At 70.7% G+C, this 26,105-nt stretch carries 22 protein-coding genes; 9 read left to right on the forward strand and 13 right to left on the reverse strand.

Annotated features, from left to right (window positions below):
• Nucleotides 1-19: 19 nt before the first annotated feature.
• Genes DEJ02_RS02015 through dut form a run of 3 tightly spaced genes read right to left on the reverse strand, consistent with a single transcriptional unit; the run spans nucleotide 20 to nucleotide 2,042 of the window.
• Nucleotides 20-799 carry a DUF3159 domain-containing protein gene (locus DEJ02_RS02015; protein ID WP_111031822.1) on the reverse strand — a complete coding sequence of 260 codons (780 nt, stop codon included), beginning with the start codon at nucleotides 797-799 and terminating at the stop codon, nucleotides 20-22.
• Nucleotides 800-831: 32 nt separating this feature from the next.
• Nucleotides 832-1,554 carry a DUF3710 domain-containing protein gene (locus DEJ02_RS02020; RefSeq protein WP_027465470.1) on the reverse strand — a complete coding sequence of 241 codons (723 nt, stop codon included), beginning with the start codon at nucleotides 1,552-1,554 and terminating at the stop codon, nucleotides 832-834.
• Nucleotides 1,551-2,042, reverse strand: coding sequence for a dUTP diphosphatase (dut, locus tag DEJ02_RS02025; protein ID WP_071403948.1), 492 nt, complete (start codon nucleotides 2,040-2,042; stop codon nucleotides 1,551-1,553). The genes DEJ02_RS02020 and dut overlap by 4 nt, the downstream gene beginning before the upstream one ends.
• 63 nt (nucleotides 2,043-2,105) lie before the next feature.
• On the opposite strand from dut, the gene DEJ02_RS02030 reads away from it, so the two are divergent.
• Complete coding sequence (locus DEJ02_RS02030; protein WP_111031823.1) at nucleotides 2,106-2,537, forward strand: DUF3093 domain-containing protein; 432 nt, start codon at nucleotides 2,106-2,108, stop codon at nucleotides 2,535-2,537.
• A 128-nt stretch (nucleotides 2,538-2,665) separates the two neighbouring features.
• Here DEJ02_RS02030 and DEJ02_RS02035 read toward each other — a convergent pair whose 3' ends face one another.
• Complete coding sequence (locus tag DEJ02_RS02035; protein WP_017886098.1) at nucleotides 2,666-2,965, reverse strand: DUF4193 domain-containing protein; 300 nt, start codon at nucleotides 2,963-2,965, stop codon at nucleotides 2,666-2,668.
• Between the two features lie 298 nt (nucleotides 2,966-3,263).
• Between DEJ02_RS02035 and sepH the strand changes: the two genes are divergently transcribed.
• Nucleotides 3,264-4,292 (forward strand): septation protein SepH, encoded by a 1,029-nt coding sequence (gene sepH, locus DEJ02_RS02040; RefSeq protein WP_181440251.1) that lies wholly within the window; start codon nucleotides 3,264-3,266, stop codon nucleotides 4,290-4,292.
• Between the two features lie 30 nt (nucleotides 4,293-4,322).
• Here the strand turns inward: sepH and DEJ02_RS02045 are convergent, their stop codons facing one another.
• A complete protein-coding gene (locus tag DEJ02_RS02045; protein WP_181440252.1) occupies nucleotides 4,323-5,489 on the reverse strand; it encodes an alkaline phosphatase family protein in 1,167 nt (388 codons plus the stop codon).
• 43 nt (nucleotides 5,490-5,532) lie between these two features.
• On the opposite strand from DEJ02_RS02045, the gene DEJ02_RS02050 reads away from it, so the two are divergent.
• Entirely contained in the window at nucleotides 5,533-8,019 is a 2,487-nt protein-coding gene (locus DEJ02_RS02050) for a DNA topoisomerase (ATP-hydrolyzing) subunit A (protein WP_111031869.1), read from the forward strand.
• A gap of 243 nt (nucleotides 8,020-8,262) precedes the next feature.
• Here the strand turns inward: DEJ02_RS02050 and DEJ02_RS02055 are convergent, their stop codons facing one another.
• The gene (locus tag DEJ02_RS02055) at nucleotides 8,263-10,389 is read right to left on the reverse strand and encodes a type IIA DNA topoisomerase subunit B (RefSeq protein ID WP_071403953.1); all 2,127 of its coding nucleotides are present in this window, start codon (nucleotides 10,387-10,389) and stop codon (nucleotides 8,263-8,265) included.
• 167 nt (nucleotides 10,390-10,556) lie between these two features.
• Between DEJ02_RS02055 and DEJ02_RS02060 the strand changes: the two genes are divergently transcribed.
• The gene (locus tag DEJ02_RS02060; RefSeq protein WP_017886093.1) at nucleotides 10,557-10,781 is read left to right on the forward strand and encodes a hypothetical protein; all 225 of its coding nucleotides are present in this window, start codon (nucleotides 10,557-10,559) and stop codon (nucleotides 10,779-10,781) included.
• A 133-nt stretch (nucleotides 10,782-10,914) separates the two neighbouring features.
• On the opposite strand, the gene DEJ02_RS02065 is transcribed toward DEJ02_RS02060, so the two are convergent.
• The 5 genes from DEJ02_RS02065 to DEJ02_RS02085 form a co-directional block, all read right to left on the reverse strand.
• Nucleotides 10,915-11,688 carry a type 1 glutamine amidotransferase gene (locus DEJ02_RS02065; protein ID WP_111031825.1) on the reverse strand — a complete coding sequence of 258 codons (774 nt, stop codon included), beginning with the start codon at nucleotides 11,686-11,688 and terminating at the stop codon, nucleotides 10,915-10,917.
• Complete coding sequence (locus DEJ02_RS02070; RefSeq protein WP_111031826.1) at nucleotides 11,685-12,944, reverse strand: MurT ligase domain-containing protein; 1,260 nt, start codon at nucleotides 12,942-12,944, stop codon at nucleotides 11,685-11,687. Before DEJ02_RS02070 ends, DEJ02_RS02065 begins: the two co-directional genes overlap by 4 nt.
• A 6-nt stretch (nucleotides 12,945-12,950) precedes the next feature.
• On the reverse strand, nucleotides 12,951-14,210 hold the full coding sequence (locus DEJ02_RS02075) for an RNA polymerase sigma factor (RefSeq protein ID WP_027465462.1): 1,260 nt from the start codon (nucleotides 14,208-14,210) through the stop codon (nucleotides 12,951-12,953).
• Nucleotides 14,211-14,403: 193 nt separating this feature from the next.
• Nucleotides 14,404-15,723, reverse strand: coding sequence for a nitrate/nitrite transporter (locus DEJ02_RS02080; RefSeq protein ID WP_111031827.1), 1,320 nt, complete (start codon nucleotides 15,721-15,723; stop codon nucleotides 14,404-14,406).
• 157 nt (nucleotides 15,724-15,880) lie between these two features.
• Nucleotides 15,881-16,810, reverse strand: a complete 930-nt coding sequence (locus DEJ02_RS02085; protein WP_027465460.1) for a proteasome assembly chaperone family protein — start codon at nucleotides 16,808-16,810, stop codon at nucleotides 15,881-15,883.
• Between the two features lie 76 nt (nucleotides 16,811-16,886).
• Between DEJ02_RS02085 and DEJ02_RS02090 the strand changes: the two genes are divergently transcribed.
• The 3 genes from DEJ02_RS02090 to sucB all read left to right on the forward strand — a co-directional run bounded on the left by DEJ02_RS02090 (nucleotide 16,887) and on the right by sucB (nucleotide 21,480).
• A complete protein-coding gene (locus DEJ02_RS02090; protein ID WP_111031828.1) occupies nucleotides 16,887-18,377 on the forward strand; it encodes a leucyl aminopeptidase in 1,491 nt (496 codons plus the stop codon).
• A 156-nt stretch (nucleotides 18,378-18,533) separates the two neighbouring features.
• Entirely contained in the window at nucleotides 18,534-19,907 is a 1,374-nt protein-coding gene (gene lpdA, locus DEJ02_RS02095) for a dihydrolipoyl dehydrogenase (protein ID WP_111022800.1), read from the forward strand.
• A 70-nt stretch (nucleotides 19,908-19,977) separates the two neighbouring features.
• Nucleotides 19,978-21,480 (forward strand): 2-oxoglutarate dehydrogenase, E2 component, dihydrolipoamide succinyltransferase, encoded by a 1,503-nt coding sequence (sucB, locus tag DEJ02_RS02100; protein ID WP_111031829.1) that lies wholly within the window; start codon nucleotides 19,978-19,980, stop codon nucleotides 21,478-21,480.
• A gap of 87 nt (nucleotides 21,481-21,567) precedes the next feature.
• On the opposite strand, the gene DEJ02_RS02105 is transcribed toward sucB, so the two are convergent.
• Nucleotides 21,568-22,377: a hypothetical protein gene (locus tag DEJ02_RS02105; RefSeq protein ID WP_146249204.1), complete on the reverse strand. Its 810-nt coding sequence runs from the start codon at nucleotides 22,375-22,377 to the stop codon at nucleotides 21,568-21,570.
• A gap of 128 nt (nucleotides 22,378-22,505) precedes the next feature.
• Between DEJ02_RS02105 and DEJ02_RS02110 the strand changes: the two genes are divergently transcribed.
• Nucleotides 22,506-23,222, forward strand: coding sequence for a DUF4191 domain-containing protein (locus tag DEJ02_RS02110; protein ID WP_027465455.1), 717 nt, complete (start codon nucleotides 22,506-22,508; stop codon nucleotides 23,220-23,222).
• Between the two features lie 576 nt (nucleotides 23,223-23,798).
• On the opposite strand, the gene DEJ02_RS02115 is transcribed toward DEJ02_RS02110, so the two are convergent.
• On the reverse strand, nucleotides 23,799-24,254 hold the full coding sequence (locus DEJ02_RS02115) for an RDD family protein (protein ID WP_071244549.1): 456 nt from the start codon (nucleotides 24,252-24,254) through the stop codon (nucleotides 23,799-23,801).
• Between the two features lie 141 nt (nucleotides 24,255-24,395).
• On the opposite strand from DEJ02_RS02115, the gene glnA reads away from it, so the two are divergent.
• Complete coding sequence (gene glnA, locus DEJ02_RS02120; protein ID WP_027465453.1) at nucleotides 24,396-25,820, forward strand: type I glutamate--ammonia ligase; 1,425 nt, start codon at nucleotides 24,396-24,398, stop codon at nucleotides 25,818-25,820.
• The last annotated feature ends 285 nt before the right edge of the window (nucleotides 25,821-26,105 follow it).

The following is a 26,105-nucleotide window of genomic DNA, read 5'->3' on the forward strand; positions in this document are numbered from 1 at the left end:
TCTTGATGTCGAGAGAACTCTACACCGGGGTGACGTCGTCGCGTCGGACGAACACGGTGCGGACCAGCAGCCACGTCACCCAGAGCACCGCCGCGTACAGCGGCACGCCGAGGATCAGCTTCAGCCCGGCGAGCAGTTCGACCTGCGCCGTCAGGTACAGCGGGACCTCCACCGCGAGCCGGACCGCGAACAGCCCGACCCAGATCCAGGTGGCGACCGTCAGCACGCGGCGCTTGACCGGATCGGCGCGCCAGTCGACGTGCGAGCCGTCCTCGTTCGCGGGCAGCAGGAAGCCGACGACGAGTCCGATGAGCGGCCAGCGGATCGCCAGCGTGATCAGCAGCCCGACGAGCCAGACCGCGTTGATGACGATCCCGGGGATGAAGTTGCTCTCCGCTCGGCCGGTGATGAGCGCCAGGCCGGCAGAGACCGCGACGCCGAGGATGCCCGCGAACGACATCGTCACCGACTGCCGCTGCAGCAGCCGGAGCACCACGAAGACCAGCCCGACGGCCACCGGGATCACGACGCTCGGCACGAGCTCCTTCGTGATCGCGTAGACGACCAGGAACGCGAACCCGGGCAGCACCGACTCGGCGAGCCCACGCACCCCGCCGACCGCGCCGAGGAGCGCCCGGCCGGACGGTGCCTCACCGGGTGCCACGCGGGCGATCCCGGCGTTCTGCACGGCGTCACGGAACTGCGCGGAGAACGACGGCGTCACCGATGACTCAGCCGCCGGTGCGGCGGGGTCGGAGCCAGCCGTCTCGGGTCGTGGGGTGTCGTCGTGGTCCGGCACCGGGCCTCCAGGCGGGGTTGGTCGTCAGTCGGTCAGATCGCGGTCTGCGTCGACTTGGGCATGTGCAGCGGGATGAGGTCGCGCGGCGGCATCGGCGTCGTGCCGCGCACGACGACGACGCTGCGGAAGAGCTCCTCGATCTCGCTCGCGTCGTCGGGCTGCTCGGCGGCCTTGCCGGCGATCACGCCGCGCAGGAACCAGCGCGGGCCGTCGACGCCGACGAAACGGGCCGGGCGGGAGCCGGCGGTGCCGCCGTCGCCGTCCACGGCGACCGGGACGGACGCGCGGAGCTCGGGGCCGAACGGGCCGTCGACCTCGGTCACGACACCGCCCTGGCGCTCGATCTGCTCGGCGATCTGCGCGCGGATCTCGTGCCAGAGGCCGGTTGAGCGCGGTGCTGCGAACGGCTGGACCTGCAAAGTGGACTCGTCGTAGTCGAGCCCGACCGCGACGACGCGCTGCGAGCCCTCCTCGACCTCGAGGCGCAGGTGCAGGCCCTCGCGCGGGAGCACCTTCACCCCGCCCAGGTCGACGTAGGGGCGGACCAGGTTCGCCTCGGTCTCGTCGTGGGGGCCGTTCTCGGCCCGGTCCTCCGGAGCGGACTTGTCCGTCGGGGCGACCGCGTCGACCTCGTCGAGGTCCGCGTCGGCATCCGTCGCGATGTCGACCTCGGGGGACGTGTCCGCGACCTCGATGTCGTCGGCGACGGCGTCCGCCACCTCGACCTCGTCCCGCTTGCGTCGGCCGAACTTCATGCGCGCGTTCCTTCCTGAGCGTCTGCGGCGGCACCGGTCACGGCGTCGCTCCGGTCACCGTAGCCCGACGAGCCGAACCCGCCCTGTCCGCGGACGCTGTCCGGCAGGTCGTCGACCCGGGTGTAGGTCACCTGCGGCACCGGCATCACGATCAACTGGGCGATGCGGTCGCCGACGTGCACCTCGTACGGTTCCGTCTGGTCGGTGTTGAGCAGGGCGACCTTGATCTCCCCGCGGTAGCCGGAGTCGACGGTGCCGGGGCTGTTCACGATCGTGATGCCGTGCTTCGCCGCCAGGCCGCTCCGTGGGACCACGAACGCGGCGTACCCCTCGGGCAGTGCGATGCGCAGCCCCGTGGCGGCCAGGTGTCGCTCCCCCGGCTGCAGCACGAAGGCCTCGGTGGAGACGAGATCGGCACCCGCGTCGCCGGGGTGGGCGTGGCCGGGAGCGTGCTCCCCGGTCCAGAGGACGTCGACTGGTTCGGTCACGTGACGAGGGTAGTGCAGCCGTGACCGTTCCGTGACCTCGCTCGCTCGTGATCGAATGGACCCGTGACCCTGTACCGCGAACGACTCTGGGCCCCGCCCGCCCTCTACCTGGCGACGGCGCTCGTCATCCCCGCCACCCTGCTCGTCTTCCTCCCCATCAGCGTCCTGGCCGGCGTCCTCGTGGCGATCGGGATGGAGCTCGGGGTCCTGGTCCTCCTGTGGGCACTCGCACCCACCATCGAGGTCACCGACACCGAGTTCCGCGCGGGCAGGGCACACCTCCCCCGCACGCTCGTCGGCACGACCGAGGCGTTCGAGGGTGCAGCGGCCACCGAGCAGCGCGGGCCGGCACTCGACGCCCGCGCCTGGACACTCTTCCGCGGCTACGTGCGCGGGGTCGTCAAGGTCGAGGTGCACGACGACGCGGACCCGACGCCCTACTGGCTGGTCAGCGTCCGGCACCCGGGCAAGGTCGTCGAGGCGCTGCGGTCCTGACGGACCACGGCCCACGGCCTGGAGGCGCGGCTCGGCCCCGCCTCGCAGCACACGACGAAGGCCCCGCATCCCTGGAGGATGCGGGGCCTTCGCTGATCGTTGCGTCGAGAGCGACGCGGCTGTGCTCGCTAGAGCGAAGCGCACTCCGCGCAGACCGGTCCGAGCTTCGACTCGTGGTCGAGCTGGGAGCGGTGCTTCACGAGGAAGCACTCGACGCAGGTGAACTCATCGACCTGCGGGGGCAGCACCACGACGTCGAGGTCGACGTCGCTGAGGTCCTGCCCGGCGAGTTCGAAGCTGCCGGGGTTGTCGGAATCATCGTCGACGACCCCCGACATCTTGTCGGGAACGCGCTCCTTGAGGGCCTCGATCGACTCTGAGTCAGAGTTGTCGTCGGTCTTCCGGGGGGCGTCGTAATCGGTGGCCATGCCCATCCATTTCTCGTATCGAGAGGTCGTCGCCGGGTGATCGGCGGCGACAGTTTGCACCACGCCCCGCCAGAGCGCAAACCGAGTGCTGCGGCGGGTCGTGCTGGCTGTGCAACCCATGACCGGAACCGGACATTCCCGACACCCGTTGCCGGAGCGCCGCGCGCCCGGGATCGGCCGTGCGGATGTCCGCGGCACGCCCGTGCGCCTCCCCGGAAACCACCCGTCGTCCCTGCATACTCACGGGGTACGACAGCAGGACCGTACGCGACGCTGGGAAGGCGGAACCATGCAAGACGTGAGAGTCATCGGAGTCGAGTCCGGCGCACTCCTCCTGGCGACCGACGGCGGCACCGAGTTCCGGTTGCCCGTCACGTCGTCGCTGGCAGGCCAGGTGCGCCAGGCGAACCCCGACGCCGGTCCGCAGAAGCGGGTCTCCCCCAAGGACGTCCAGGCGCGCATCCGTGGTGGCGCCGACGCCGCCGACGTGGCCGCCGCGCTCGACGTCGACGTCGAGTACGTCCGCCGCTTCGAGGGCCCGGTCCTCGCCGAGCGCGCCTTCATCCTCGACGCCTCGCACCGTGTGCCGGTCACCCCGGTCGACGACGAGGCCCCCGACACCTTCGGCCCCGCGATCACCGCGAAGCTCGAGGCCGGCGAGGCCACCGCGATCACCTGGGGCTCCTGGAAGCACCCGGAGAGCGGCTGGCAGGTCCGCGTCCGCTACACCGCGGGCGAGGTCGAGCACGACGCCCAGTGGCACTTCGACCCCAAGACCTCGACCCTCGTGCCGGACAACGGTGACGCGCACCGGCTGTCGCACACCGACGACGAGGGCATCGCCCCGCGTCTGCGTGCGGTCGAGTTCGAGCAGCAGGACGACGACGGCACCCGCTTCGACTCCGGTGCCTTCCGCGTCGACGAGCCGGAGCAGCCGGCCGCGGATCCCGAGCCGTCCCAGCACGCGCCGCTCCGTGCACCGCTGCCCCGCATCGGCCAGGCCGCCGTGGAAGAGCGTGCTCCCGGCAACGAGACCGCCGACCTGCTCGAGGCACTCCGCCGTCGCCGCGGTGAGCGCGAAGCAGCGTCCTTCGGCGAGCAGCGCGACGAATCCGCCCGCGGTACCTCCATCAGCGTCGTCGACATCCCGCTGCAGGGCTTCGAGGACGGCGGCGCGCACGACACCGCACCGCAGTCGACCGATGCCCGCCCGGCCTCGGCGCCCGAGCCCGAGAGCCGTGGCGAACGCAAGAAGCGCAACCGCCGCTCGATGCCGAGCTGGGACGAGATCGTCTTCGGCACCCGCCCGGACGACGACCCCGCCTGATCGGCACGTCGCCGGTCGGCGCTGGCGCCCTCAGTGGGCGAACGCGCCGGCGAGCCGGAGCGGCACGATGGTCTCCTCGTCGGTCATCGCCCCGTGCTGGCCGATCATGCGTTTCGGCGTCTCGTCCTCGCGCAGGGCACGGTCGTCGTTGAACGCCCACGAGCCGCGCGCCACGACGAGCACGTCGCCGATGCGCGGAACCACCTGGTCGGACACCTGCCCGAACCACCCGGCCTCGATCGCCTCGGCACGGCTGGCGACGTACGCCTTCTTGCCGTAGCGCGCCCGGAACGCTCCGACGAGGGCGCGGACGTCCGTGCCGGGTGCGACGGTGAGCTGCCGGCAGCGCGGGTCACCCGCGACGCCGACGACGTCGGTGAGCAGCAGCGGGTCGATGGCGATGTTCGCGTGCTCCGGCACGTCGAGCACACCGTGGTCCGCCGTCACCAGGACCCCCACGTCGTCGGCGGTCCGCGCGTCGAGGCGGGCGAGTTCCCCGTCGAGCAGCTCGAGGGCAGCCGTCCACCGGTCGGACTGCCAGCCGTACTTGTGCCCGATCGAGTCGAGCTCCGGCACGTACAGGTAGACGAGCGAGCGACCGGTGGCGGTCTCGGCCAGTGCGGCGTCGACACGCTGCGGGATGGTGTCCGCCGACACGTACCGGGCGCCGCCGAGCACGTTCGCGGTCATCCCGGACGAGCGGTACCGGTCCGGCCCGACGACGACGGGGTCGAGCCCGAGCTCCGTGGCCCGGGTGAACAGGGTCTGCGTCAGGAACCAGTCGGCGGGCACCTCGGTGTCCCAGCCGCCGAGCAGGTTCATCACGGCACCGGTGTCCGGGTTCCAGCCGCTGTACCCGACGACGCCGTGGGTGCCGGGCGAGCGGCCCGTGGTCAGGGTGCTCAGCGCCGCCGCGGTCGTCGTCGGGAACCCGCTCCGGAGCTTCTTCGCGGTGCCGGTGCCCTTCGCGCCGGTCAGCCAGCGGGCGTGTCCGGCCCGCGCCGCCAGCGCGGCGGAACCGAGGCCGTCGACCAGCACGACGATCGCCGAGCGGGCGGGGCGGAGGGTGATCCGGGCCTCCAGGCCGTCGTTCCGCAACCACGCGTCGTCCGCAGCGCCGAGCGCCACGAGGCAACTCGGGAAGACGTCGGCGAGGTTCGCGACGGCGTCGGGGGCCGTCGGTACGCTTGTTCCCATCCCACGAGTCTCCCAGACGACTCCGGTTCTCCAGAAAGGTGCCATGGCACGCACGGACGTAGTCGGCCTGCCCGACGGTGAGCGCATCGAGGACGTCGACGTCTCCGAGGAGATGCAGGGCTCCTTCCTCGAGTACGCGTACTCCGTCATCTACTCGCGGGCGCTGCCCGACGCCCGCGACGGCCTGAAGCCGGTGCAGCGTCGCATCCTGTACCAGATGGCGGAGATGGGGCTGCGGCCCGACCGCGGACACGTCAAGAGCGCCCGCGTCACCGGCGAGGTGATGGGCAAGCTGCACCCGCACGGCGACGGCGCGATCTACGACGCGCTGGTCCGGATGGCCCAGCCGTTCACGATGCGCGTGCCGCTCGTCGACGGCCACGGCAACTTCGGCTCCCTCGACGACGGCCCCGCTGCCGCCCGGTACACCGAGGCGCGGCTCGCCGAACCGTCGATGGCGATGACCGAGGGCCTGGGCGAGGACGTCGTCGACTTCGTCCCGAACTACGACAACCAGATCATGCAGCCGGGCGTGCTGCCGGCGGCGTTCCCGAACCTGCTCGTCAACGGCGCCTCCGGCATCGCGGTCGGCATGGCGACCAACATGGCGCCGCACAACCTGGGCGAAGTGGTCGAGGCCGCGAAGCACCTGCTCATGAACCCGCAGGCCAGCCTCGAAGAGCTCATGGAGTTCGTCCCCGGTCCCGACCTGCCGTCCGGCGGCACGATCGTCGGGCTCTCCGGGGTCCGCGACGCCTACGCGACCGGCCGTGGATCGTTCCGCACCCGCGCGAAGGTGAGCGTCGAGAACCTCACCCCGCGCAAGGTCGGGCTCGTCGTCACCGAGCTGCCCTACCTGGTCGGCCCCGAACGCGTCATCGAGAAGATCAAGGACGGCGTCCAGTCCAAGAAGCTCGTCGGCATCTCGGACGTCAACGACCTGACCGACCGCAACCACGGGCTCCGGCTCGTCATCGGCATCAAGAGCGGTTTCAACCCCACCGCCGTACTCGAGCAGCTCTACAAGCACACCCCGCTCGAGGACGGCTTCGGCATCAACAACGTCGCTCTGGTCGGCGGGTCACCGCGGACCCTCGGGCTCCGCGAGCTGCTCGACGTCTACGTGCAGCACCGGCTCGACGTCGTCACCCGCCGGTCGCAGTACCGGCTGGCACGACGCAAGGAACGGCTGCACCTGGTCGAGGGCCTGCTCATCGCGATCCTCGACATCGACGAGGTCATCCAGGTCATCCGCACCTCCGACGACTCCGAGGCGGCGCGCAACCGCCTGCGCGACGTCTTCGACCTGTCCGAGGTGCAGGCCGAGTACATCCTCGAGCTGCGCCTGCGCCGCCTGACGAAGTTCTCGCGGATGGAGCTCGAGGCCGAGCGCGACCAGCTGCTCGCCGACATCGCCGCCCTCGAAGAACTGCTGGCGTCCGACGAACGGCTCCGCGCGCAGGTCGCGCTCGAGCTGACCGAGGTGTCCGACAAGTTCGCGACCCCGCGCCGCACGCTGCTCACCGAGGCCGACGCCCCGGTGAAGGGCGGTCGGAAGGCCGCGGTCGACCCGGAGTCCCTGCAGATCGCCGACTCTCCCTGCCGCGTGCTGCTCTCCACCACCGGGCGGCTCATCCGCGTCGACATCCCGACGTCGGAGCTCGGCATCGTCCGCGTGCCGAAGCGCTCGAAGCACGACGCCGTCCGCTCCGCCGTGGTGAGCACGGTGCGGGGACAGATCGGCGCGATCACCTCGACCGGTCGTGTCCTCCGGCTCTCCCCCGTCGACGTCCCCGCGGTACCGCCCGCCGCGGTCCGGCTCGACGCCGGCGTCCGGGTCACCGACTTCCTGGCGCTCACCAAGGGCGAGACGGTCGTGGCGATCGTCGACCTGTCCGGCGCGTCGTCGGACTCGCTGGCGATCGGCACCGCACACGGCGTGGTCAAGCGCGTCGTCCCGGGCGCCTGGCCGGACAAGCCCGAGTTCGTCGCCATCGGCCTGAAGCCCGGTGACCAGGTGGTCGGCGCTGCCCAGGCCCCGGAGTCCGACGACCTCGTGTTCATCAGCTCGAACGCGCAGCTGCTGCGGTTCCCGGCGTCCGTCGTCCGGGCGCAGGGGCTGCCCGCCGGTGGTGTGGCTGGCATGGCCCTGGCCGACGGTGCCTCGGTGATCTGGTTCGGCTCGGTCGCACGCTCCGACGACGCCGTCGTCGCCACGGTGTCCACCACCTCGACCGCCCTGCCCGGCACGGACGCCGGTCGCGCCAAGGTCTCCGCACTGTCGGAGTTCCCGGCGAAGGGCCGTGCCACCCAGGGTGTCCGGGCGCACGCGTTCCTGAAGGGCGAGGACGGGCTCACCGTGGGCTGGGCCGGCATCGCGCCGCCGCACGCCGTCGGCACGGACGGCGCCGCGCGGACCCTGCCCGACTGGCTGTCGAAGCGTGACGGGTCGGGTGCCCCGCTCGAGGCGGTCATCGGCTCGATCGGCGGCAGCGCCGCGACGCTCGACGGCACCGCCGGCGAGGCGTAGGCGCGCGCTGGCGCGCGTTGGTTTCGCGCGTGGCGACACCTCACGCTCGTCGGACCCCGTGAGGTGTCGCCCAGCGCGTGAGAACGCAGGGCGCACCGGCCTGGAGGCGCGAGGCGGCCCCGCCACGGGCCTCCCATCCGCCGTCGCGGAAGCGACAGAACCCCGCCAACAGTCGGCGGGGTTCTGTCGCTTCCGCGGGATGGAGCGGGGGCGTCGGCCGAGCGGTGTCGCTTTCGCGACGCGCTACGCGTCGATGCGGTCGCGGTCCAGGCCCTCGCCGGCCAGGATGAACTCCTTGCGCGGCGCCACGTCGTTGCCCATGAGCAGCTCGAAGACCTTCGCGGCACCCTCGGCATGGGTCACGTTCACCCGGCGCAGGGTGCGGTGCGCGCGGTCCATCGTGGTCTCCGCCAGCTGGTCCGCGTCCATCTCGCCGAGGCCCTTGTACCGCTGGATCGGCTCCTGGTACTTCTTGCCCGTCTTCTCGAGCTTCTTCAGCACCGTCTGCAGCTCCTGTTCGGAGTACGTGTACAGCGTGTCGTTCGGCTTGCCGCGGTTCACCACGACCACCCGGTGCAGCGGTGGCACGGCGGCGAAGACCCGACCCTGCTCGATCATCGGCCGCATGTACCGGAAGAACAGCGTCAGCAGCAGGGTGCGGATGTGGGCGCCGTCGACGTCGGCGTCGGACATGATGATGATCTTGCCGTAGCGGGCTTGGTCGATGTCGAACGTGCGGCCAGAACCGGCGCCGATGACCTGGATGATCGACGCGCACTCGACGTTCGAGAGCATGTCCGACACGGACGCCTTCTGCACGTTCAGGATCTTGCCGCGGATCGGCAGCAGCGCCTGGTACTCGCTGTTGCGGGCGAGCTTCGCGGTGCCCAGCGCCGAGTCACCCTCGACGATGAAGAGCTCCGTGCCCTCGGTCTCCTGCGAGCGGCAGTCGGCGAGCTTCGTCGGCAGCGACGAGTTCTCGAGCGCGTTCTTGCGGCGCTGCGTCTCCTTGTGTGCCCGCGCCGAGATGCGGGTCTTCATCTCGGACACGACCTTCTCGAGCAGGGCGGCCGACTGTGCCTTCTCGGTGCGCTGCGTCGAGGTGAGGATCTCGGTGATGCGCTTCGACACGACCTGGTCGACGATCTTGCGGACCGCCGGGGTGCCGAGGATCTCCTTCGTCTGCCCCTCGAACTGCGGCTCGGGCAACCGCACGGTCAGCACGGCGGTCATGCCGGCGAGGACGTCGTCCTTGTCGAGCTTGTCCTGCCCGACCTTGAGCTTGCGGGCGTTCGCCTCGACCTGAGCACGGACGGCCTTGACGACGCCGGACTCGAACCCGGCCTGGTGCGTGCCGCCCTTCGGCGTCGCGATGATGTTGACGAAGCTGCGGAACACGGTCTCGTAGCCACTGCCCCAGCGGAGCGCCAGGTCGACCTCGCACTCGCGCTCGACCGAGGTAGAGACCATGTGGCCCTTGTCGTCGAGCATCGGCACGGTCTCGGTGAAGGTGCCGGTCCCCTGCACGCGCCAGACGTCGGTGAGGGGGCTGTCGACGGCGAGGTGCTCGACGAACTCGCCGATCCCGCCCTCGTACCGGAAGCGCTCGACCACCGGTCCGGCGGCCACGGTGGTTCCCGTCGCCTCGGCCCGGGCGGCAGCAGCCTCGATCGACGCCGCGCGCTCGTCGGTGATGGTGATGCCGAGGCCGGGCACGAGGAACGCGGTCTGGCGTGCCCGCGTGACGAGGTCGTCGGTGCTGAACCGGGCGTCGGCGGTGAAGATCTGGCGGTCCGCCCAGTAGCGGATCCGGGAGCCGGTGACACCCTTCTTGACCTTGCCCACCACACGCAGCTCGCTACCAGAGGTGAAGGGCGCGAAGGGGGCGTCCGGGCCGATGCCCTTGCTGTCGTCGAAGATGCCCGGCTCGCCGCGGTGGAACGACATGGCGTAGGTCTTGCCGCCCCGGTCGACCTCGACGTCGAGGCGCTCCGACAGCGCGTTCACGACCGAGGCGCCGACCCCGTGCAGGCCACCCGAGGCCGCGTAGGACCCCGAGCCGAACTTGCCGCCGGCGTGCAGCTTGGTGAACACGACCTCGACCCCGGTGAGGCCGGTCTTCGGTTCGACGTCGACGGGGATGCCCCGGGCGGTGTCCCGGACCTCGACCGAGCCGTCGGCGTGCAGCACGACACCGATCTCGTCACCGTGTCCCGCGAGGGCTTCGTCGACCGAGTTGTCGATGATCTCCCACAGGCAGTGCATGAGGCCCCGGGAATCCGTCGAGCCGATGTACATGCCCGGCCGCTTCCGGACCGCCTCGAGCCCTTCGAGGACGGAGAGATGGCGTGCGGAGTAGTCGGAGCTCACCGTCGGAGTTTACCGAGCGGCACCGACAGCACCGTGGGGACACTCGCACTGGGGCCAAGCGATCCGCGCTGAGCGAAACAGGCCCCGACAATGCGTCGCTCTCAGGCATCACGTGTTGAAATGGTGCAACCACCCGGCACCACCTGCGATCCGTGAGGAGCACAGCAATGACCCAGACCGTGCAGGACCCCTCCATCGACGAAGTCAGCAACCACCAGCTGACCGCCGCCGACCGTTGCGACAGCTGCGGGGCGCAGGCCTACATCCGAGCCACCATGTCGAGCGGCGAGCTCTACTTCTGCGCCCACCACGGCGCCGAGTTCAAGGACAAGCTCGCGGCGACCGCCATCGAGTGGCACGACGAAAGCAGCCGACTCTACGAGTCGAAGTAGTCGCGACCGACAGACAGACAGGAGGCGCGGTGCCAGCTGGCACCGCGCCTCCTGTCTGTCTGCAGCCCGGTTCAGAACGCGCGGAGACGACGAAGGCCGGGCCCCGTCGGGACCCGGCCTTCTGTTTCGTGCGTCAGGCGATGCGCTTGAACGCCTTGTCGACGTAGCGGTCGACCGTGGCGCGCGCTTCGCGTGCGTAGCGGTCGATGGTCGCCGTGCGCTCGGCGTCCGGTGCGTACTCGCGGCCGAGGCGCGCGGTTGCTGCGGCGAGGACGCCGTCGGTCAGCTGCGGGTTGAGCGGCAGGACCGGACCCTGGGTGTGCGTGCCGAAGGAGTTCCCGACGATCGCACCCTCGACCGGGGTGCCGGCCTGGTTGCCGCCACCGGAGACGACGTCGGCAAACGGGGTGACGCCGGCTGCGAGCTCGATGCGGGTTGCGTGGTCCTCGAAGCCGGCGAGACGCTTCGGTGCTCCGGGGAGCAGCGGGTACCGGGTCTCGAGGACGAAGTAGTTCACTCGGCGCTCGGCACCGCGGACGGCTCGGGCGTCGAACACGCCGAAGCCGGCGACCGGCGCGCCCTCGGTCGGCACGACCTCGTTCGTCGCGAGGTCGAACCCACCGCCGACCGCGATGACCGGCACACCATCGGTCGCGAACGCACGGAGCGCCCCGCCGATTCGTGTGACGTCGTCGCCCAGAGAACGCATCGCGCTGAGCGGACCGTTGCCGATGACGACGACGTCCGCCGTGGTCGGCAGGTCGTCACCGGGCGCGTACTCGAGCACCTGGGTCTCGATGTCCGCGGCGGTCGCACGTCGGACCAGCGCCGCGACGTTGCCACGGTCGCCCGAGACACCCATCTGCCGGGGGTAGACGTGCAGGATGGTCAGCCGGTCGGCCGTCATGCGGTCTTCTCCATGTCCGGGTGGCCGAGGGCCTTGCGGGCGATCATCATGATCTCGTAGTTGACGATGAAGTTCTTCGTCCCGCGGGTCGTCGAGCCGAGCTGCTCCATGTGCTTGATGGCCGCTTCGACGTCGGGCTCGACTCGGCCGATGCGGACACCGGCGTGCTCGAGCGCGATCGCGATCTGCCACGCCTTGTCACCGGAGACGACGTCCACGTGGTCGAGCTTCGAGAAGTCGATGTCGTAGATCCAGGAGATGTCGGGCGTGCCCTCGTCGATCGCCATGAGGACCTGCTCGGGCTGGTCCGGCAGGGCGTCGAGGTTGAGCTGCAGGCTCGCGGCGTTCTTGAACATCGTGAACTCGGCGGACTCGCCCGCGATGGGCAGTCGCTCGCCACGGCCGTACGCCGGCTTCATCGTGCCGAAGGCCTTGGTCACGGCGTCCGCGCGGAACTGCGCACCGAGGGCCGCACTCGCCGTCGCGGTGGCCGCAGCGGCGTCGACCGCGTAGTGCAGGCCACGGGCGGGCAGGCGGACCGGGATCTCGGCGCCGTCGAAACGGATGGTCGCACCGTCGCCCGTGTGGGCCACGACCTCGGCGTCGGCGGCGTGCTGGGCACGGTCACCGGCGTCGAACGAGTCGGCGTTCTGCAGACCGTTCGGCGCTCCGGCGATGACCTCGTCGCTCGCACCGAACCGCAGGACACGCTGCCCGGGGGTGCCGGAGTAGCCGTCGAGGAACTGGTCGTCGTGGTTCGTGATGACGTTCGCCGTCGACAGTGCGGCGGTGTCGAGCATCATCGTCGCCACGCGCTCGGTCTCGAAGAACCGGTACAGCTGGTCGACCTGGACGTTGAGCATCGTCACCGTCGAGGGCGACAGGATCCCGGCGAGCTCGACCGCGAAGGCCTCGTCGACCTCGAGGATGCCGATGTCCGCCTTCAGGCGACCGGTCAGCGAGACCTCGGACAGCAGGGCCGACGCGATGCCCTGCGGCAGGTTCGCGCCGGAGGGGTTCGTGAAGACCCGCAGCCCGTGGGCCCGCACGATGTCGGAGATCATGTGCGTGGTCGTCGACTTGCCGTTCGAGCCGAGCACGAAGACGACGCCGTTCGGGAACTGCTTCGTCACGTGCTGCAGGAAGTCCGGCACGAGCTTCAGGACGATGAACCCCGGGTAGGCGGACCCGCCGCCCCGCGCACGAGCGAGGGCACGGAGGATCCGCCCGATCAGGATCGGGATGAAGAAACGCATGCCGGCTTACTCGAGGTAGTCGCGCAGCGACTGCGACCGCGACGGGTGGCGGAGCTTCGCCATCGTCTTGGACTCGATCTGACGGATGCGCTCACGCGTCACGCCGAACGTGTCACCGATCTGGTCGAGGGTCTTCGGCTGGCCGTCACCGAGGCCGAAGCGCATGCGGATGACGCCCGCCTCGCGCTCGGACAGGGAGTCGAGCAGGCTCTCGAGCTGCTTCTGCAGCATCGTGAAGCCCACCGCGTCGGCCGGCACGACCGCCTCGGTGTCCTCGATGAGGTCACCGAACTCCGAGTCGCCGTCCTCGCCCAGGGGCGTGTGCAGCGAGATCGGCTCGCGGCCGTACTTCTGGACCTCGACGACCTTCTCCGGTGTCATGTCGAGCTCGCGGGCGAGCTCTTCCGGAGTGGGTTCGCGACCGAGGTCCTGGAGCATCTGCCGCTGGACGCGGGCGAGCTTGTTGATGACCTCGACCATGTGCACGGGGATGCGGATGGTGCGGGCCTGGTCGGCCATGGCGCGGGTGATGGCCTGACGGATCCACCACGTCGCGTAGGTCGAGAACTTGAAGCCCTTGGTGTAGTCGAACTTCTCGACCGCACGGATCAGGCCCAGGTTGCCCTCCTGGATGAGGTCCAGGAACTGCATGCCACGACCGGTGTAGCGCTTCGCGAGCGAGACGACCAGGCGGAGGTTCGCGCCGAGCAGGTGCGACTTCGCACGCTGACCGTCACGGGCGACCCAGCGCAGTTCACGCTCGGCGGGCTTGGAGAGCCCCGTCGCGTGCTGCAGCTTGTCCTCGGCGAACAGGCCGGCCTCGATGCGCATCGCGAGCTCGACCTCCTGCTCGGCGTTGAGCAGGGCGACCTTGCCGATCTGCTTGAGGTAGTCCTTCACCGGGTCGGCGGTGGCACCCGTGATGGTCGTCGAGTAGACCGGCGCCTCGTCGTCGTCGGTCTGCGAGATGACGAGCGCACCGGCGGCGACCGCGGCAGCGGCGTCCGGCTTGGCCGTCTTGTCGTCGGTGTCGTCGGCCTCGTCGGTCGGCTCCTCGACGGGCTCGTCGGAGGCGATCGCCTCGTCGACGGCGTCGGTCTTCTTCGCCTTGGGCGCCGCCTTCTTGGCGGGCGCCTTCTTGGCGGGGGCCTTCGTGGCGCGCTTCTTCGGCGCTGCGGTGCCCTCGGTGTCCGTGGCGTCCTCTGCCACAGCGCCCTCGGGCTCGGTGTCCTTCGTGGGATCGATCGTCGTGCTCCGGGCAGCCATGCGATCACCTCTCTCGTCGTGCCACGTTCGTGGGGTCGTGGCCTCCCTCGCCGCCCAGGTCCCGCGCCGCAGTCCCCCGCGTCGTACGAGTCCTACCGTTCCGGGCAGCACTAGGACCCATGTCAAGTCCCCCGAGTTCACCGGCGCACCGAAGTGCTCCGACAGACAGGGGTCCCGAACGGGTCCGTGATCATTATTGCACGTGCCGCTTCCGCAGGCGTGCAACGAGTGCAACCCAGAGTGGCCCGACGCGTATTCCCTCTTCCGAGTGCAGCACCCGGCGGGTCCGACGGCGGGCGTGCAGGAGCATCCCGACGCCGAAACCGACCACGACGTACTGCACGGTGAGGGCGATCCGGAAGTTCTCCCAGGCGAACACCCCGGTGCCCGAAGCCCGCGCAGCGACGTCGAGGACGACGCCGATCAGGTACATCATCACGAAGGCCGCCAGGAAGCCGCCGACGTTCACGACGCCGTTCGCCGAGCCGAGCGATCCGACCGGGTTGAAGGTCCGGGCGAAGTCGAAGCCGATCAGGGAGCCGGGCCCCCCGATCCCCATCGCGACGACGAGCAGCACGAGCAACCACGTCGGTGGGTGCCCGGGCCAGAGCAGGATCGCCGTCCAGAGCACCGCGAGCAGGACGACCACGCCGAGCACCAGGTTCGACCGGCGCATCGGGAACCGCGCGCAGAGCACGCCGAGCACCGGACCAGCGACGAACCCGACGACCACGATGATCGTGAGGAACCCGGCAGCCTCACCCGGGGAGTACCCGAGCCCCCGGAGCATCGGCACGCCCCACAGCAGCGAGAACACCGTGCCCGAGGACTGGGTGACGTAGTGCGACCAGAACCCGAGCTGCGTGCCCGGGCGCCGGAGCGCGTGCCCGAAGGTGCTGAACGCGGCACCCCACGAGTGCGGCAGCGGGATCGTGTCCGTCCGCACCGGCACGGGACCGTTCCGCACGAAGACCGCGGCGAGCACCAGGCCGACAGCGCTGGCCGCGGCCGCGACGCCGAACGCCGGGGTCCAGCCCACCGTGTGCAGGAGCACGGCGAACGGGAACGCCGACAGGATCTGGCCGATCTGCCCGAGGTTGCCCGTCCACTGCGAGATCTGCGGCAGGATCCGGCCGCTGAACCACATCGGCACCAGGCGGATCACCGAGATGAAGGTCATGGCGTCACCGGCACCGACGAGCACCCGCCCCGCGATGGCCGGCCCGATCGACGGGGACACCGCGACGATCGCCTGTCCGACGACCAGCAGCGCCGCACCGAGGAGCACCAGCCGGCGCGGGCCCACGCGGTCGAGGGCGATCCCCACCGGGATCTGCAGCCCCGCGTAGACGGCGATCTGCACCACGGCGAGGGTGGACAGGACCGCGGCGGAGACGGCGAACCGGTCCTGCGCGTCGACGCCGGACACCCCGAGCGAGGACCGCTGCACCACGGCGAGGACGTACGCGAGGACCGCGACGCCCCAGATCAGGAAGGCACGACGGGAGTTCACCGGTCCAGGCTACCGACGCGTCCCCGCGTCGATGCGCGACGAGCGTCGTCGACGCGCGTCACGTCGTGCGGGCGACCGGAGGACGGCCTGGAGGCGCGGTGCGGGGCCGCCACGGGCCTCCAGGCCGCCCTGTGGGGACGTCCGGATCCCGCGACGGTCAGTCGGTCGCGTCGCCCTGGGTGCGCCGGTCGGCGAGGAAGCGCTCGAGCTCGGCCGCGATGGCGTCGGCGGTCGGCACCTCGCCGTCGACGCCGGTGAGCGGCGACGCGACGGGGTTGCCCTCCATGTACGTGTCGTGCCGCTCCTCGAGCACCGAGACCAGGCGCTGCAGCTCGGGGTTGCCGGCCACCTGCTCCTCGACGCGGGTGAGGAACTCGCGGCCCGACTCGCGCAGGGCGTCCGTCGGGAAGATGAGCCCGGTCGCGGCGGCGATGCCGGACAGCGCCGCGACGGCGGCGTCGGGGAACTCGGTGTCGGACAGGTAGTGCGGCACGAGCAGCACGAGCCCGGTGACCTGCGCGCCCGTCTCGGCGAGGCGGTGCTCGACCAGGTGCAGGACGTTCGCCGGCGCCTGGGTCTCGGGCTTCCAGACGCTCATCTGCTCGACGAGGTCGGCCCGGGTGCCGGAGACGGTCAGGCTGATCGGACGGGTGTGCGGGACCGGCATCGGGATGGACTGCACCCACGTGGTGTCGGCGACCTGCAGGTCGGCGGCGAGCCCGGTGACGGCGCGGACGAAGCGGTTCCACTGGAAGTCCGGCTCGTAGCCCGACAGGAACAGGAACGGCTGGCCGATCTCGTCGCGCACCAGGTGCAGGGCCAGACGGGGCGGCTCGACGGCGCTGATGTGGTCGTGCTCGAAGGTGATGACCGGGCGACGGGCCCGCCAGTCGAGCAGCACGTCCGGGTCGAACTCGGCGACGAGCTCGGTGTCGAGGTCCTCGAGGATCGAGTTCGTCACCTGCGCCACGGCCGATCCGGCATCGGCGAAACCGGTCAGCCCGGCGATCAGGTGCAACCCTGCTGGCACGGTCGGGGCGTCCGCGTCGAACGTGTAGAGCTCCTCGGGGTGGTTCACCGTCCCCATGCTAGGCGGGGCCTCCGACGTCCCCGGTGCGCGACGACCACGCCGACAGCGAACAGGCCGTCGGTAGGGTTGGAGCATGGTCCGACCGACGCTCTCCACCACCAGTTCACCCCCCGAGACCACCACCGCCGACGTGCTCGTCGTCGGGGTCCGCCCGGGCTCGTCCGGCGAGGCCGACAGCCCCGCCGTGCTCGCCCCCACCGCCCTCGGCACGCTCGACGCCCTCGCTGGCCTCGACCTCGCCGCGATCGGGGTCACCGGCGCGAAGGACCAGCTCGTCCGGCTGCCGGCTACCGGCGTCGGTGCGAAGTCGGTCGCGCTGATCGGCCTCGGCTCCGCCACGGGCGCCGCGGCGATCCGCGCTGCGGCCGGCAGTGCCGTGCGACAGCTCCCCCGGGTCGACTCGATCACGCTCGCCCTGCCCACGGACTCGGCCGAGCTCGTCGACGCCGCCCTCGAGGGCGCGGCGCTCGGCGCGTACGCCTTCACCCGGCACAAGGGCACCGGCACCAAGGCCCCGGCCCGCGGTGACCAGCGCATCGAGGTCGTCGCCCCCGCCGACGTCGCAGCCGACGCCGCCGTGCGCCCCGCGATCGTCGCCGACGCCGCGTCGCTCGTGCGTGACCTCGTGAACACCGCCGCGGGCGACCTCGGGCCGCAGGACGTCGCCGACGTCGCGACCGGGTTCGCCTCGGACCTGCCGCTCACCGTCGAGGTCCTCGACGAGCAGGCGCTCGAGGAGCAGGGCTTCGGCGGCATCCTCGGTGTCGGCCGCGGGTCGGCGCGTCCCCCGCGTCTGGTCGTCGTCCGGTACGCGCCGGAGTCCGCCACGAAGCACCTCGCCCTCGTGGGCAAGGGCATCACCTTCGACTCGGGCGGCCTCTCGCTCAAGCCCGCGGCGTCGATGCTCGGCATGAAGACCGACATGACCGGTGCCGCCACGGTGCTCGCCGCGACCGTCGCCGCCGCCCGCCTGGGGCTGAACGTGCGCGTGACCGCGTGGCTCGCCCTCGCCGAGAACATGCCCTCCGGCACCGCGACCCGCCCGGGCGACGTCCTGACGCTGAAGAACGGCACCACGGTGGAGGTCACGAACACCGACGCCGAGGGCCGCCTGGTGCTCGGCGACGGGATGGCCGCCGCGTCGCTCGAGCAGCCCGACGCGCTCGTCGACGTCGCCACGCTGACCGGCGCCCAGGTCGTCGCGCTCGGCGACCGCACCACCGGCCTGATGGGCAGCGACGACCTCGTCGCGAAGGTCCGTGCCGTCGCCGAGGGCGTCGCGGAGCCGATCTGGCCGATGCCGCTGCCCGAGGAGCTCGAGGCCCGGCTGTCCAGCGACGTCGCCGACATCGTCAACGCCACGGTCGGCAACCCGGCCGGTGGCATGCTGCTCGCGGGCAAGTTCCTCGAGCGCTTCGCCGGCGAGGGTGTCCCCTGGGCGCACCTCGACATCGCGGGTCCGTCGGAGAACAAGGGCGGCGGGTACGCCTGGTTGGGCAAGGGTGCGACGGGCGTGATGGTCCGGACGCTCATCGCTCTCGCAGAAGACCTCCAGTCCGAGTAGTAGGTTTGGTACCGGTGGGAACGGCGCACCGACGCGCCTCCCACCGGTACTGCACGGGACGGGACCGGAACCACGCGGTCCGACCGTCGGACGCCGCCCTCCGCGGTGTCCACGTAGGGCCCGATCGGCCCGACACGCACGAGGGAGTTGCACCAGGTGACGGAACAGACTTACGACGTCGTTGTCCTCGGTGGCGGGAGTGGTGGGTACGCCGCTGCGCTCCGGGCCGCCGAACTCGGCATGAGCGTCGCGCTCATCGAGGGCGACAAGCTCGGAGGGACGTGCCTGCACCGCGGCTGCATCCCGACGAAGGCACTGCTGCACGCGGCCGAGGTCGCCGACGCGACGCGCGACGCCGAGAAGTACGGCGTGGTCGCGGAGTTCGCCGGTGTCGACGTGCCCAAGGTCATCGACTACCAGCAGGGCATCATCAACTCCAAGTACAAGGGCCTGCAGGGCCTGATCAAGGCCCGCGGCATCACCGTGGTCGAGGGCTGGGGTCGTCTGACCTCGCAGAACACCGTGCAGGTCGGCGACCAGACCGTCACCGGCAAGAACATCGTGCTCGCGACCGGCTCCTACTCGAAGTCCCTGCCGGGGCTCGAGATCGGCGGCCGCGTGATCACCTCCGAGACCGCACTCCGCATGGACTACGTCCCGAACAAGGTCGTCATCCTGGGCGGCGGCGTCATCGGCGTCGAGTTCGCCAGCGTCTGGAAGTCCTTCGGGGCCGAGGTCACCATCGTCGAGGGCCTGCCGCACCTGGTCCCCGCCGAGGACGAGTCGATGTCGAAGCAGCTCGAGCGTGCGTTCCGCAAGCGCGGCATCGAGTTCTCGCTCGGTGTCCGGTTCCAGGGCGTCGAGCAGCACGAGAACGGCGTCGTCGTCACGCTGGAGGACGGCAAGACCTTCGACGGTGACGTCCTGCTCGTCGCGGTCGGCCGTGGCCCGGTCACGCAGAACGTCGGCTACGACGAGGTCGGCGTTGCGATGGACCGCGGGTTCGTCACCACGAACGAGCGTCTCGCCACGAACATCCCGAACGTCTACGCCGTCGGCGACATCGTCCCCGGCCTGCAGCTCGCGCACCGCGGCTTCCAGCAGGGCATCTTCGTCGCCGAGGAGATCGCCGGCCTCAACCCGGTGGTCATCGAGGACAAGAACATCCCGAAGATCACCTACTCCGACCCCGAGGTCGCGTCGGTCGGGCTCTCGCAGGCCAAGGCCGAGGAGCAGTACGGCGCCGACAAGGTCGACTCGTACGAGTACAACCTGGCCGGCAACGGCAAGAGCCACATCATCGGGACCTCCGGCTCCGTCAAGGTCGTGCGCGTCGTGGACGGCCCCGTCGTCGGCGTCAGCATGATCGGTGCCCGCGTCGGCGAGCTCATCGGCGAAGCCCAGCTCGCCGTGAACTGGGAGGCCTACCCGGAGGACATCGCTCCCCTGGTGCACGGTCACCCGACCCAGAACGAAGCCCTCGGCGAGGCGTTCCTGCACCTCGCGGGCAAGCCGCTGCACGCGCTGTGACCGGCACCGGCCGCACTGTGACAATGACATCAACAACCACTGCAATCCCCCGCGAAGAGGAGTCCACCCGATGAGCGAATCCGTCAACCTCCCGGCGCTCGGCGAGAGCGTCACCGAGGGCACGGTGACCCGATGGCTGAAGAACGTCGGTGACCGGGTCGAGGTCGACGAGCCGCTGCTCGAGGTCTCGACCGACAAGGTCGACACCGAGATCCCGTCGCCGATCGCCGGCGTGGTCGAGGAGATCCTCGTTCCCGAGGACGAGACCGTCGAGGTCGGCACCGCCCTCGTGAAGATCGGAGACGGCTCCGGCTCGTCCGACGGCGGTTCGGACTCGTCCGACTCCGGCGCCGACGACGCGAACGCCGCCGCTGCCGAGGCCGAGGAGCCCGAGGCCGCTCCGAGCACGGAGCAGGAGGCCGAGACCCCCGCGCCCGAGCCCACCGAGCCCGAGTCCGCTCCCGCCGGTCAGACGCAGCCCGCCGCGCCGCAGGCACCGTCCGCCCCGCCCGCGGCAGCGCCGGTCCCCGCCGCCGCTCCGGTCCCGCCGCCCGCAGCAGCTCCGCCGGCAGCCGTGCCGGCCCAGGCCGCTCCTGCTCCGGCGTCCGCGCCGAGCACCACGGCCGCCGCAGCGGTGCCGAACCCCACGCAGGACGGCGCAGCCTCCGGCTACGTCACCCCGCTGGTGCGCAAGCTCGCCAACGAGCAGGGTGTCGACCTGTCCACGGTCACCGGCTCCGGTGTCGGGGGGCGCATCCGCAAGGAGGACGTTCTCGCCGCCGCCGCGAAGGCCCCGGCCGCCTCGGCGGCAGCAGCACCCGCCGCCGCGTCCGGCCCGTTCGTCGCCGAGGTCTCGCCCCTGCGCGGCACCCGCGAGAAGATGACCCGCCTGCGCAAGGTGGTCGCCGAGCGTGCCGTGCAGTCGATGACCTCGACCGCACAGCTCACGAGCGTCGTCGAGGTCGACGTCACGAAGGTGGCGCAGTTCCGCGACGCCCACAAGGCGGAGTTCCTCGAGAAGACCGGCTCGAAGCTCTCCTTCATGCCGTTCTTCGCCCTCGCGGCGTCCGAGGCACTGAAGGCCCACCCGAAGATCAACTCCACGGTCGAGGGGGACGAGATCGTCTACCCGGAGTCCGAGAACGTCTCCATCGCGGTGGACACCGAGCGCGGCCTGCTGACCCCGGTCATCAAGGACGCGGCCTCGCTGGACCTGGCGCAGTTCTCGAAGTCGATCGCGGACCTCGCCGAGCGCACCCGGAACAACCAGCTCAAGCCCGACGAGCTGGCCGGCGGTACGTTCACGCTGACCAACACCGGTTCGCGTGGCGCGCTGTTCGACACCCCCGTGGTGTTCCTGCCGCAGTCGGCGATCCTCGGCACCGGCATCGTCACGAAGCGTCCGGCGGTCGTGAAGGTCGACGGCCAGGAGGCCATCGCCATCCGCTCGTTCGTCTACCTGGCGCTGTCGTACGACCACCGGATCATCGACGGTGCGGATGCCTCGCGGTACCTCGTCGCGGTGAAGAACCGTCTCGAAGAGGGCAACTTCGCCCCGAACCTCGGGTACTGATCCCAGCAGCACGGCCGACGGCCCCGGTTCCCCTCGTGGGAGCCGGGGCCGTTCCCGTTCCGGGTGGGTTCGGCGTCACCAGCCGCGTCACCCGCCGCCGAGCAGGGTCAGGGCGGCGACCACCGACCCGACCGCGACGACGAGCCCCACGAGCACGCGGCGGAGCGGGAGTCGACGGTCCGCTCCGAGTGGGACGCCGTGCTCGACCACGTCCCGCAGGCGCTCGAGCAGTCCGTCCTGCCCGTCCGACGTCGGCGGTTCGGCGAACACGAGGTCGCTCGGCACGGGCGTCCACCGGAACGGCCGGGGCGCGGCGGCGGTACGAACGATGTCGAGTGCCGCTCGTGCGATCGGCCCGTCGCCGTCGAGGGCGTCCTGCAGCGCGTCGAGCACCGGTTGCTGGGCGGGATCGGTCGGGTCGACGCGGTCCCACACAGTCCGGGCTGCGAGCACGAGGGTGCGGGTCGCGTCGGTCGAGTGCGCGGTGGGTGTGGGGTGTGCGGTGCGCGTCGGGGTCGTCGGGGTCGTCGCGTTCGTCGGGCGGTCGCAGAGCACGACGGCACCGGAGTCGTCCACCAGTACGTCGTCGATGCCGGCGGCACCGAGCAGGACCGCGCCGTCGTGCACCGCCACCAGGAGCTCCAGGAGCGGGACCGTCAGGGTCACCGCGACGCCGGTGGTCGGGGTGCCGAGCCGGTCGAGCGCCGCCACGAGCGGTGTGCCGGTCGGCCGGTCGAGGTCGACCACGAGATGCCCCGTCGGGGTCCGGCCGACCGCGGCCACCGGGACGAGGTGGCGCTCTGCGGCCGCGGAGCGGTCGGCGACCCAGGTGAGCACGTCGTGCTCGTCGCCGCTCGCGATCCAGCGATCCGGGTGGTGGTCGGTGCTCGTCTCCATGGTGACCAGCGTGGCGGTGGCGCGGTGGGCCTCCAGGCTTTCCCGCACCACCTGTGGACAAGACGTGTTCGCGCACAGCCGGACACGCGACGGTCTCCCCAGGCGCACGGAGGCCGTATCCTGTTCGCATGGCACGCAGCTCTTCCACAGACAAGAAGGCGAAGGAGCCGGGGCGTCTCAAGCAGATGTTCCAGGTCTTCCAGATGACCCGAAAGGCCGACCCGTCGTCGGTCTGGTGGTTCGCCCTCGCCTTCGTCGGTCCGGTCGTCCTCGGTGTCCTGCTGGCGCTGCTCCTGCCGGGGCAGAACTGGCTCGCGATCGTCCTGTGGATCGTCGCCGGTGTGCTGCTCGGTGTGCTGCTCTTCCTCATCGTGCTCGGCCGTCTCGCCGAACGCGCCGCGTACTCGCAGATCGAAGGCCAGCCCGGCGCCGTCGGTGCCGTGCTGTCGAACTCGCTCCGTCGTCAGTGGCGCTCGAGCGAGATGCCGGTCGCGGTGCACGGTCGCTCGCAGGCAGCGGTCTACCGCGCCGTGGGTCGCCCGGGCGTCGTCCTGATCACCGAGGGCCAGCGTGGCAACCTCAACCGCCAGGTCGACGAGGAGCGCCGCAAGGTCCAGCGCATCGTCCCGAACGTCGCCGTGCACGTGCTGCACGTGGGTGACGGCACCGGTGAGAGCCTGACGCTGCACAAGCTGCCCCGTGCCATGAACAAGCTCAAGAAGTCGCTCAACCGCAACGAGGTCCTGGCGGTCGCGAACCGTCTCGACTCGCTGACGCAGAGCCCCGCGGCCTCGATCCCCAAGGGCATGGACCCGATGCGGGCCCGCGCCGGACGGCCGCGCTGACCGAAGCTCCACACACACGAGAACGCCCCCGACCAGATCTGGTCGGGGGCGTTCTCGTGCGTGCGTGGAGTGCCGGCGGGGGCGGGGGTGTTCGCGAAGCACGCACCGTGCGACCTTCGTTGAACCGTGCGAGGTCGTCCGCTCGGTGCGGGACTCCGACCGCGCACGGGGCGGGCCGACTCGCACCCGACGAGCAACCCCGCACGGTGCGACGGCAAGCGGCTGAGCCCTGCATGGTGCGCGGTTGCGTACTCGGTGCGAAGGGACGGAGCACGCACGGAGTACGCAACCTCGCACCCGATGAGCAACCTCGCACGGTGCGAGGGCGAGCGGCGGAGGCCCGGCGCGCAACCTCGCACGGCGCGAGGGCGCGGCCCCGGCCCCGGCCCTGAACCGTGCGAGGTTGTCGGCTCCGTGCGAGACTCCGACGGCGCACGGGGCGGGCAGACTCGCACCCGATGAGCAACCCCGCACGGTGCGAGGGCGAGCGGCGCATGCCCGGCGCCCTACCTCGCACGGTGCGAGGGCGCGGACGACAGCCGCGGTGCGCGCCCCGCACCCTCGGCCGGCCCCGGATCAGCGGCGGACGAGCACCGTCCCCGCGATTCGGTCGTGCGCACCGCGGCTGTCGCGGTCGATGATGAGCGCCGGGACCACCAGGCAGAGCAACACCGTCCGGAGGATCGGCCGCCACACCCCCACGTAGCCCCCGCGCATCGGGACGACCCGCAGTCCGACGCAGATGTGCCCGAACGACCCGGACAACAGGCAGATGAACACGATCTGCAGCACGGCGAAGATGGCGATCTGCACCCAGGAGTGCGCGATGTCGCCCGAACCGTTCACCGGCGACCAGACCCCGGTGACGTAGGCCACCAGGTCAGCCAGTGCGCCGTCGATCAGGAGCGCGACGACCCGCCGCCCGATCCGCCCCACACTCCGGGGCCCGGACTCGGGCAGACCGAGGTCCTTGCCCGGCCATCCGTCCGGGTGCTCGGAGGGCGCGGACGGACTGGGAGTGCTGCGGGCCATGGTCCCCAGCGTAGGCGACCGGCCGGGCGTAACACGCCCGAAACAAACCAGTCATGTCCGGGAAACCCCGTGTCAATAGCCTCGTCGGAGGTGCCTTGACCGGTGCCTCCGACATCACCCAACCCATTGGAGATCGGCCCCATGTTCAGCGATTCCTCCGAGGTCCTGGCCTTCATCAAGGACACCGACGTCAAGTTCCTCGACATCCGCTTCACGGACCTGCCCGGTGTGCAGCAGCACTTCAACATCCCGGCATCCACCGTCGACGAGGACTTCTTCTCGGTCGGCCAGCTGTTCGACGGCTCCTCCATCCGCGGCTTCGCGTCGATCCACGAGTCCGACATGCAGCTGATCCCCGATGTCACCACGGCGTACGTCGACCAGTTCCGCGCCGAGCGCACGCTCATCATGATCTTCGACATCTACAACCCGCGGAACGGCGAGATCTACGGCCGCGACCCGCGCCAGGTGGCGAAGAAGGCCGAGAAGTACCTCGCGTCGACGGGCATCGCGGACACCGCGTTCTTCGCCCCCGAGGCCGAGTTCTACATCTTCGACGACGTCCGCTACTCGGTCACGCAGAACGAGTCCTTCTACGCGGTCGACTCTGAAGAGGGCGCCTGGAACACCGGTCGGGACGAAGAGGGCGGCAACCTCGCCAACAAGACCCCGTACAAGGGCGGCTACTTCCCCGTGTCGCCGGTCGACAAGACCGCCGACCTGCGCGACGACATCACCCTCAAGCTGATCGACGCCGGCTTCGAGCTCGAGCGCTCGCACCACGAGGTGGGCACCGGCGGCCAGCAGGAGATCAACTACAAGTTCGACACGATGGTCCACGCCGCGGACGACATCCTGAAGTTCAAGTACATCGTCAAGAACACGGCCGACCAGTGGGGCAAGGTCGCCACGTTCATGCCGAAGCCGCTCTTCGGCGACAACGGCTCGGGCATGCACACCCACCAGTCGCTCTGGTCGGACGGCAAGCCGCTCTTCTACGACGAGAACGGCTACGGCGGTCTCTCGGACCTCGCGCGCTGGTACATCGGCGGCATCCTGAAGCACGCCTCGGCGCTGCTCGCCTTCACCAACCCGTCGATCAACTCGTACCACCGACTGGTCAAGGGCTTCGAGGCCCCGGTCAACCTGGTCTACTCGGCCGGCAACCGCTCGGCGGCGATCCGCATCCCGATCACGGGCACCAACCCGAAGGCCAAGCGCATCGAGTTCCGCGCGCCCGACGCCTCCGGCAACCCGTACCTCGCCTTCGCCGCGCAGCTGATGGCGGGCCTCGACGGTATCCAGAACCGCATCGAGCCGCACGAGCCGGTCGACAAGGACCTCTACGAGCTCCCGCCCGAGGAGGCCAAGGGCATCCCGCAGGTCCCCGGCTCCCTCGACGAGGCGCTCGACGCGCTCGAGGCGGACCACGAGTTCCTCACGAAGGGCAACGTCTTCACCGAGGACCTCATCCAGACCTGGATCGACTACAAGCGTGAGAACGAGATCCTCCCGCTGGCCCAGCGCCCGCACCCGTTCGAGTACGAGCTGTACTTCGGCGTCTGAGTCTCGCTGACACCACACGAAGGGCCCCGCACCGTCAGGTGCGGGGCCCTTCGCCGTGCCGGCCACGTTTCGGGCTGGCCGACACCTCACGGGCTGCGCCGCCCGTGAGGTGTCGCCCAGCGCGAGAGGACGCTGCCACCGTGCGCGCGGGGTGCGGACGCGACCGCCTGGAGGCCCGGTACCGGTCCGGCGGGCGGGCACCGGGCCTCCAGGCGGTCGCGACGCACGTTCCTTCCCATCGCAGCCGGACTGGAAAGCGGAATCGGGCGTACCTGGTCAGAAGTC

Origin of the sequence: Curtobacterium sp. MCLR17_042 (assembly GCF_003234695.1) — a bacterium.
In the GTDB taxonomy this organism is placed as follows: Bacteria; Actinomycetota; Actinomycetes; order Actinomycetales; family Microbacteriaceae; genus Curtobacterium; species Curtobacterium flaccumfaciens.

Excerpts from the sequence above, each read along its gene's own strand:
- DEJ02_RS02020 (WP_027465470.1), bottom strand. The coding sequence starts at position 1,554 with ATGAAGTTCGGCCGACGCAAGCGGGACGAGGTCGAGGTGGCGGACGCC.
- DEJ02_RS02035 (WP_017886098.1), bottom strand. The coding sequence starts at position 2,965 with ATGGCCACCGATTACGACGCCCCCCGGAAGACCGACGACAACTCTGAC.
- DEJ02_RS02045 (WP_181440252.1), bottom strand. The coding sequence starts at position 5,489 with ATGGGAACAAGCGTACCGACGGCCCCCGACGCCGTCGCGAACCTCGCC.
- DEJ02_RS02050 (WP_111031869.1), top strand. The coding sequence starts at position 5,533 with ATGGCACGCACGGACGTAGTCGGCCTGCCCGACGGTGAGCGCATCGAG.
- DEJ02_RS02060 (WP_017886093.1), top strand. The coding sequence starts at position 10,557 with ATGACCCAGACCGTGCAGGACCCCTCCATCGACGAAGTCAGCAACCAC.
- DEJ02_RS02065 (WP_111031825.1), bottom strand. The coding sequence starts at position 11,688 with ATGACGGCCGACCGGCTGACCATCCTGCACGTCTACCCCCGGCAGATG.
- DEJ02_RS02070 (WP_111031826.1), bottom strand. The coding sequence starts at position 12,944 with ATGCGTTTCTTCATCCCGATCCTGATCGGGCGGATCCTCCGTGCCCTC.
- DEJ02_RS02075 (WP_027465462.1), bottom strand. The coding sequence starts at position 14,210 with ATGGCTGCCCGGAGCACGACGATCGATCCCACGAAGGACACCGAGCCC.
- DEJ02_RS02085 (WP_027465460.1), bottom strand. The coding sequence starts at position 16,810 with ATGGGGACGGTGAACCACCCCGAGGAGCTCTACACGTTCGACGCGGAC.
- DEJ02_RS02090 (WP_111031828.1), top strand. The coding sequence starts at position 16,887 with ATGGTCCGACCGACGCTCTCCACCACCAGTTCACCCCCCGAGACCACC.
- sucB (WP_111031829.1), top strand. The coding sequence starts at position 19,978 with ATGAGCGAATCCGTCAACCTCCCGGCGCTCGGCGAGAGCGTCACCGAG.
- DEJ02_RS02105 (WP_146249204.1), bottom strand. The coding sequence starts at position 22,377 with ATGGAGACGAGCACCGACCACCACCCGGATCGCTGGATCGCGAGCGGC.
- DEJ02_RS02110 (WP_027465455.1), top strand. The coding sequence starts at position 22,506 with ATGGCACGCAGCTCTTCCACAGACAAGAAGGCGAAGGAGCCGGGGCGT.
- DEJ02_RS02115 (WP_071244549.1), bottom strand. The coding sequence starts at position 24,254 with ATGGCCCGCAGCACTCCCAGTCCGTCCGCGCCCTCCGAGCACCCGGAC.
- glnA (WP_027465453.1), top strand. The coding sequence starts at position 24,396 with ATGTTCAGCGATTCCTCCGAGGTCCTGGCCTTCATCAAGGACACCGAC.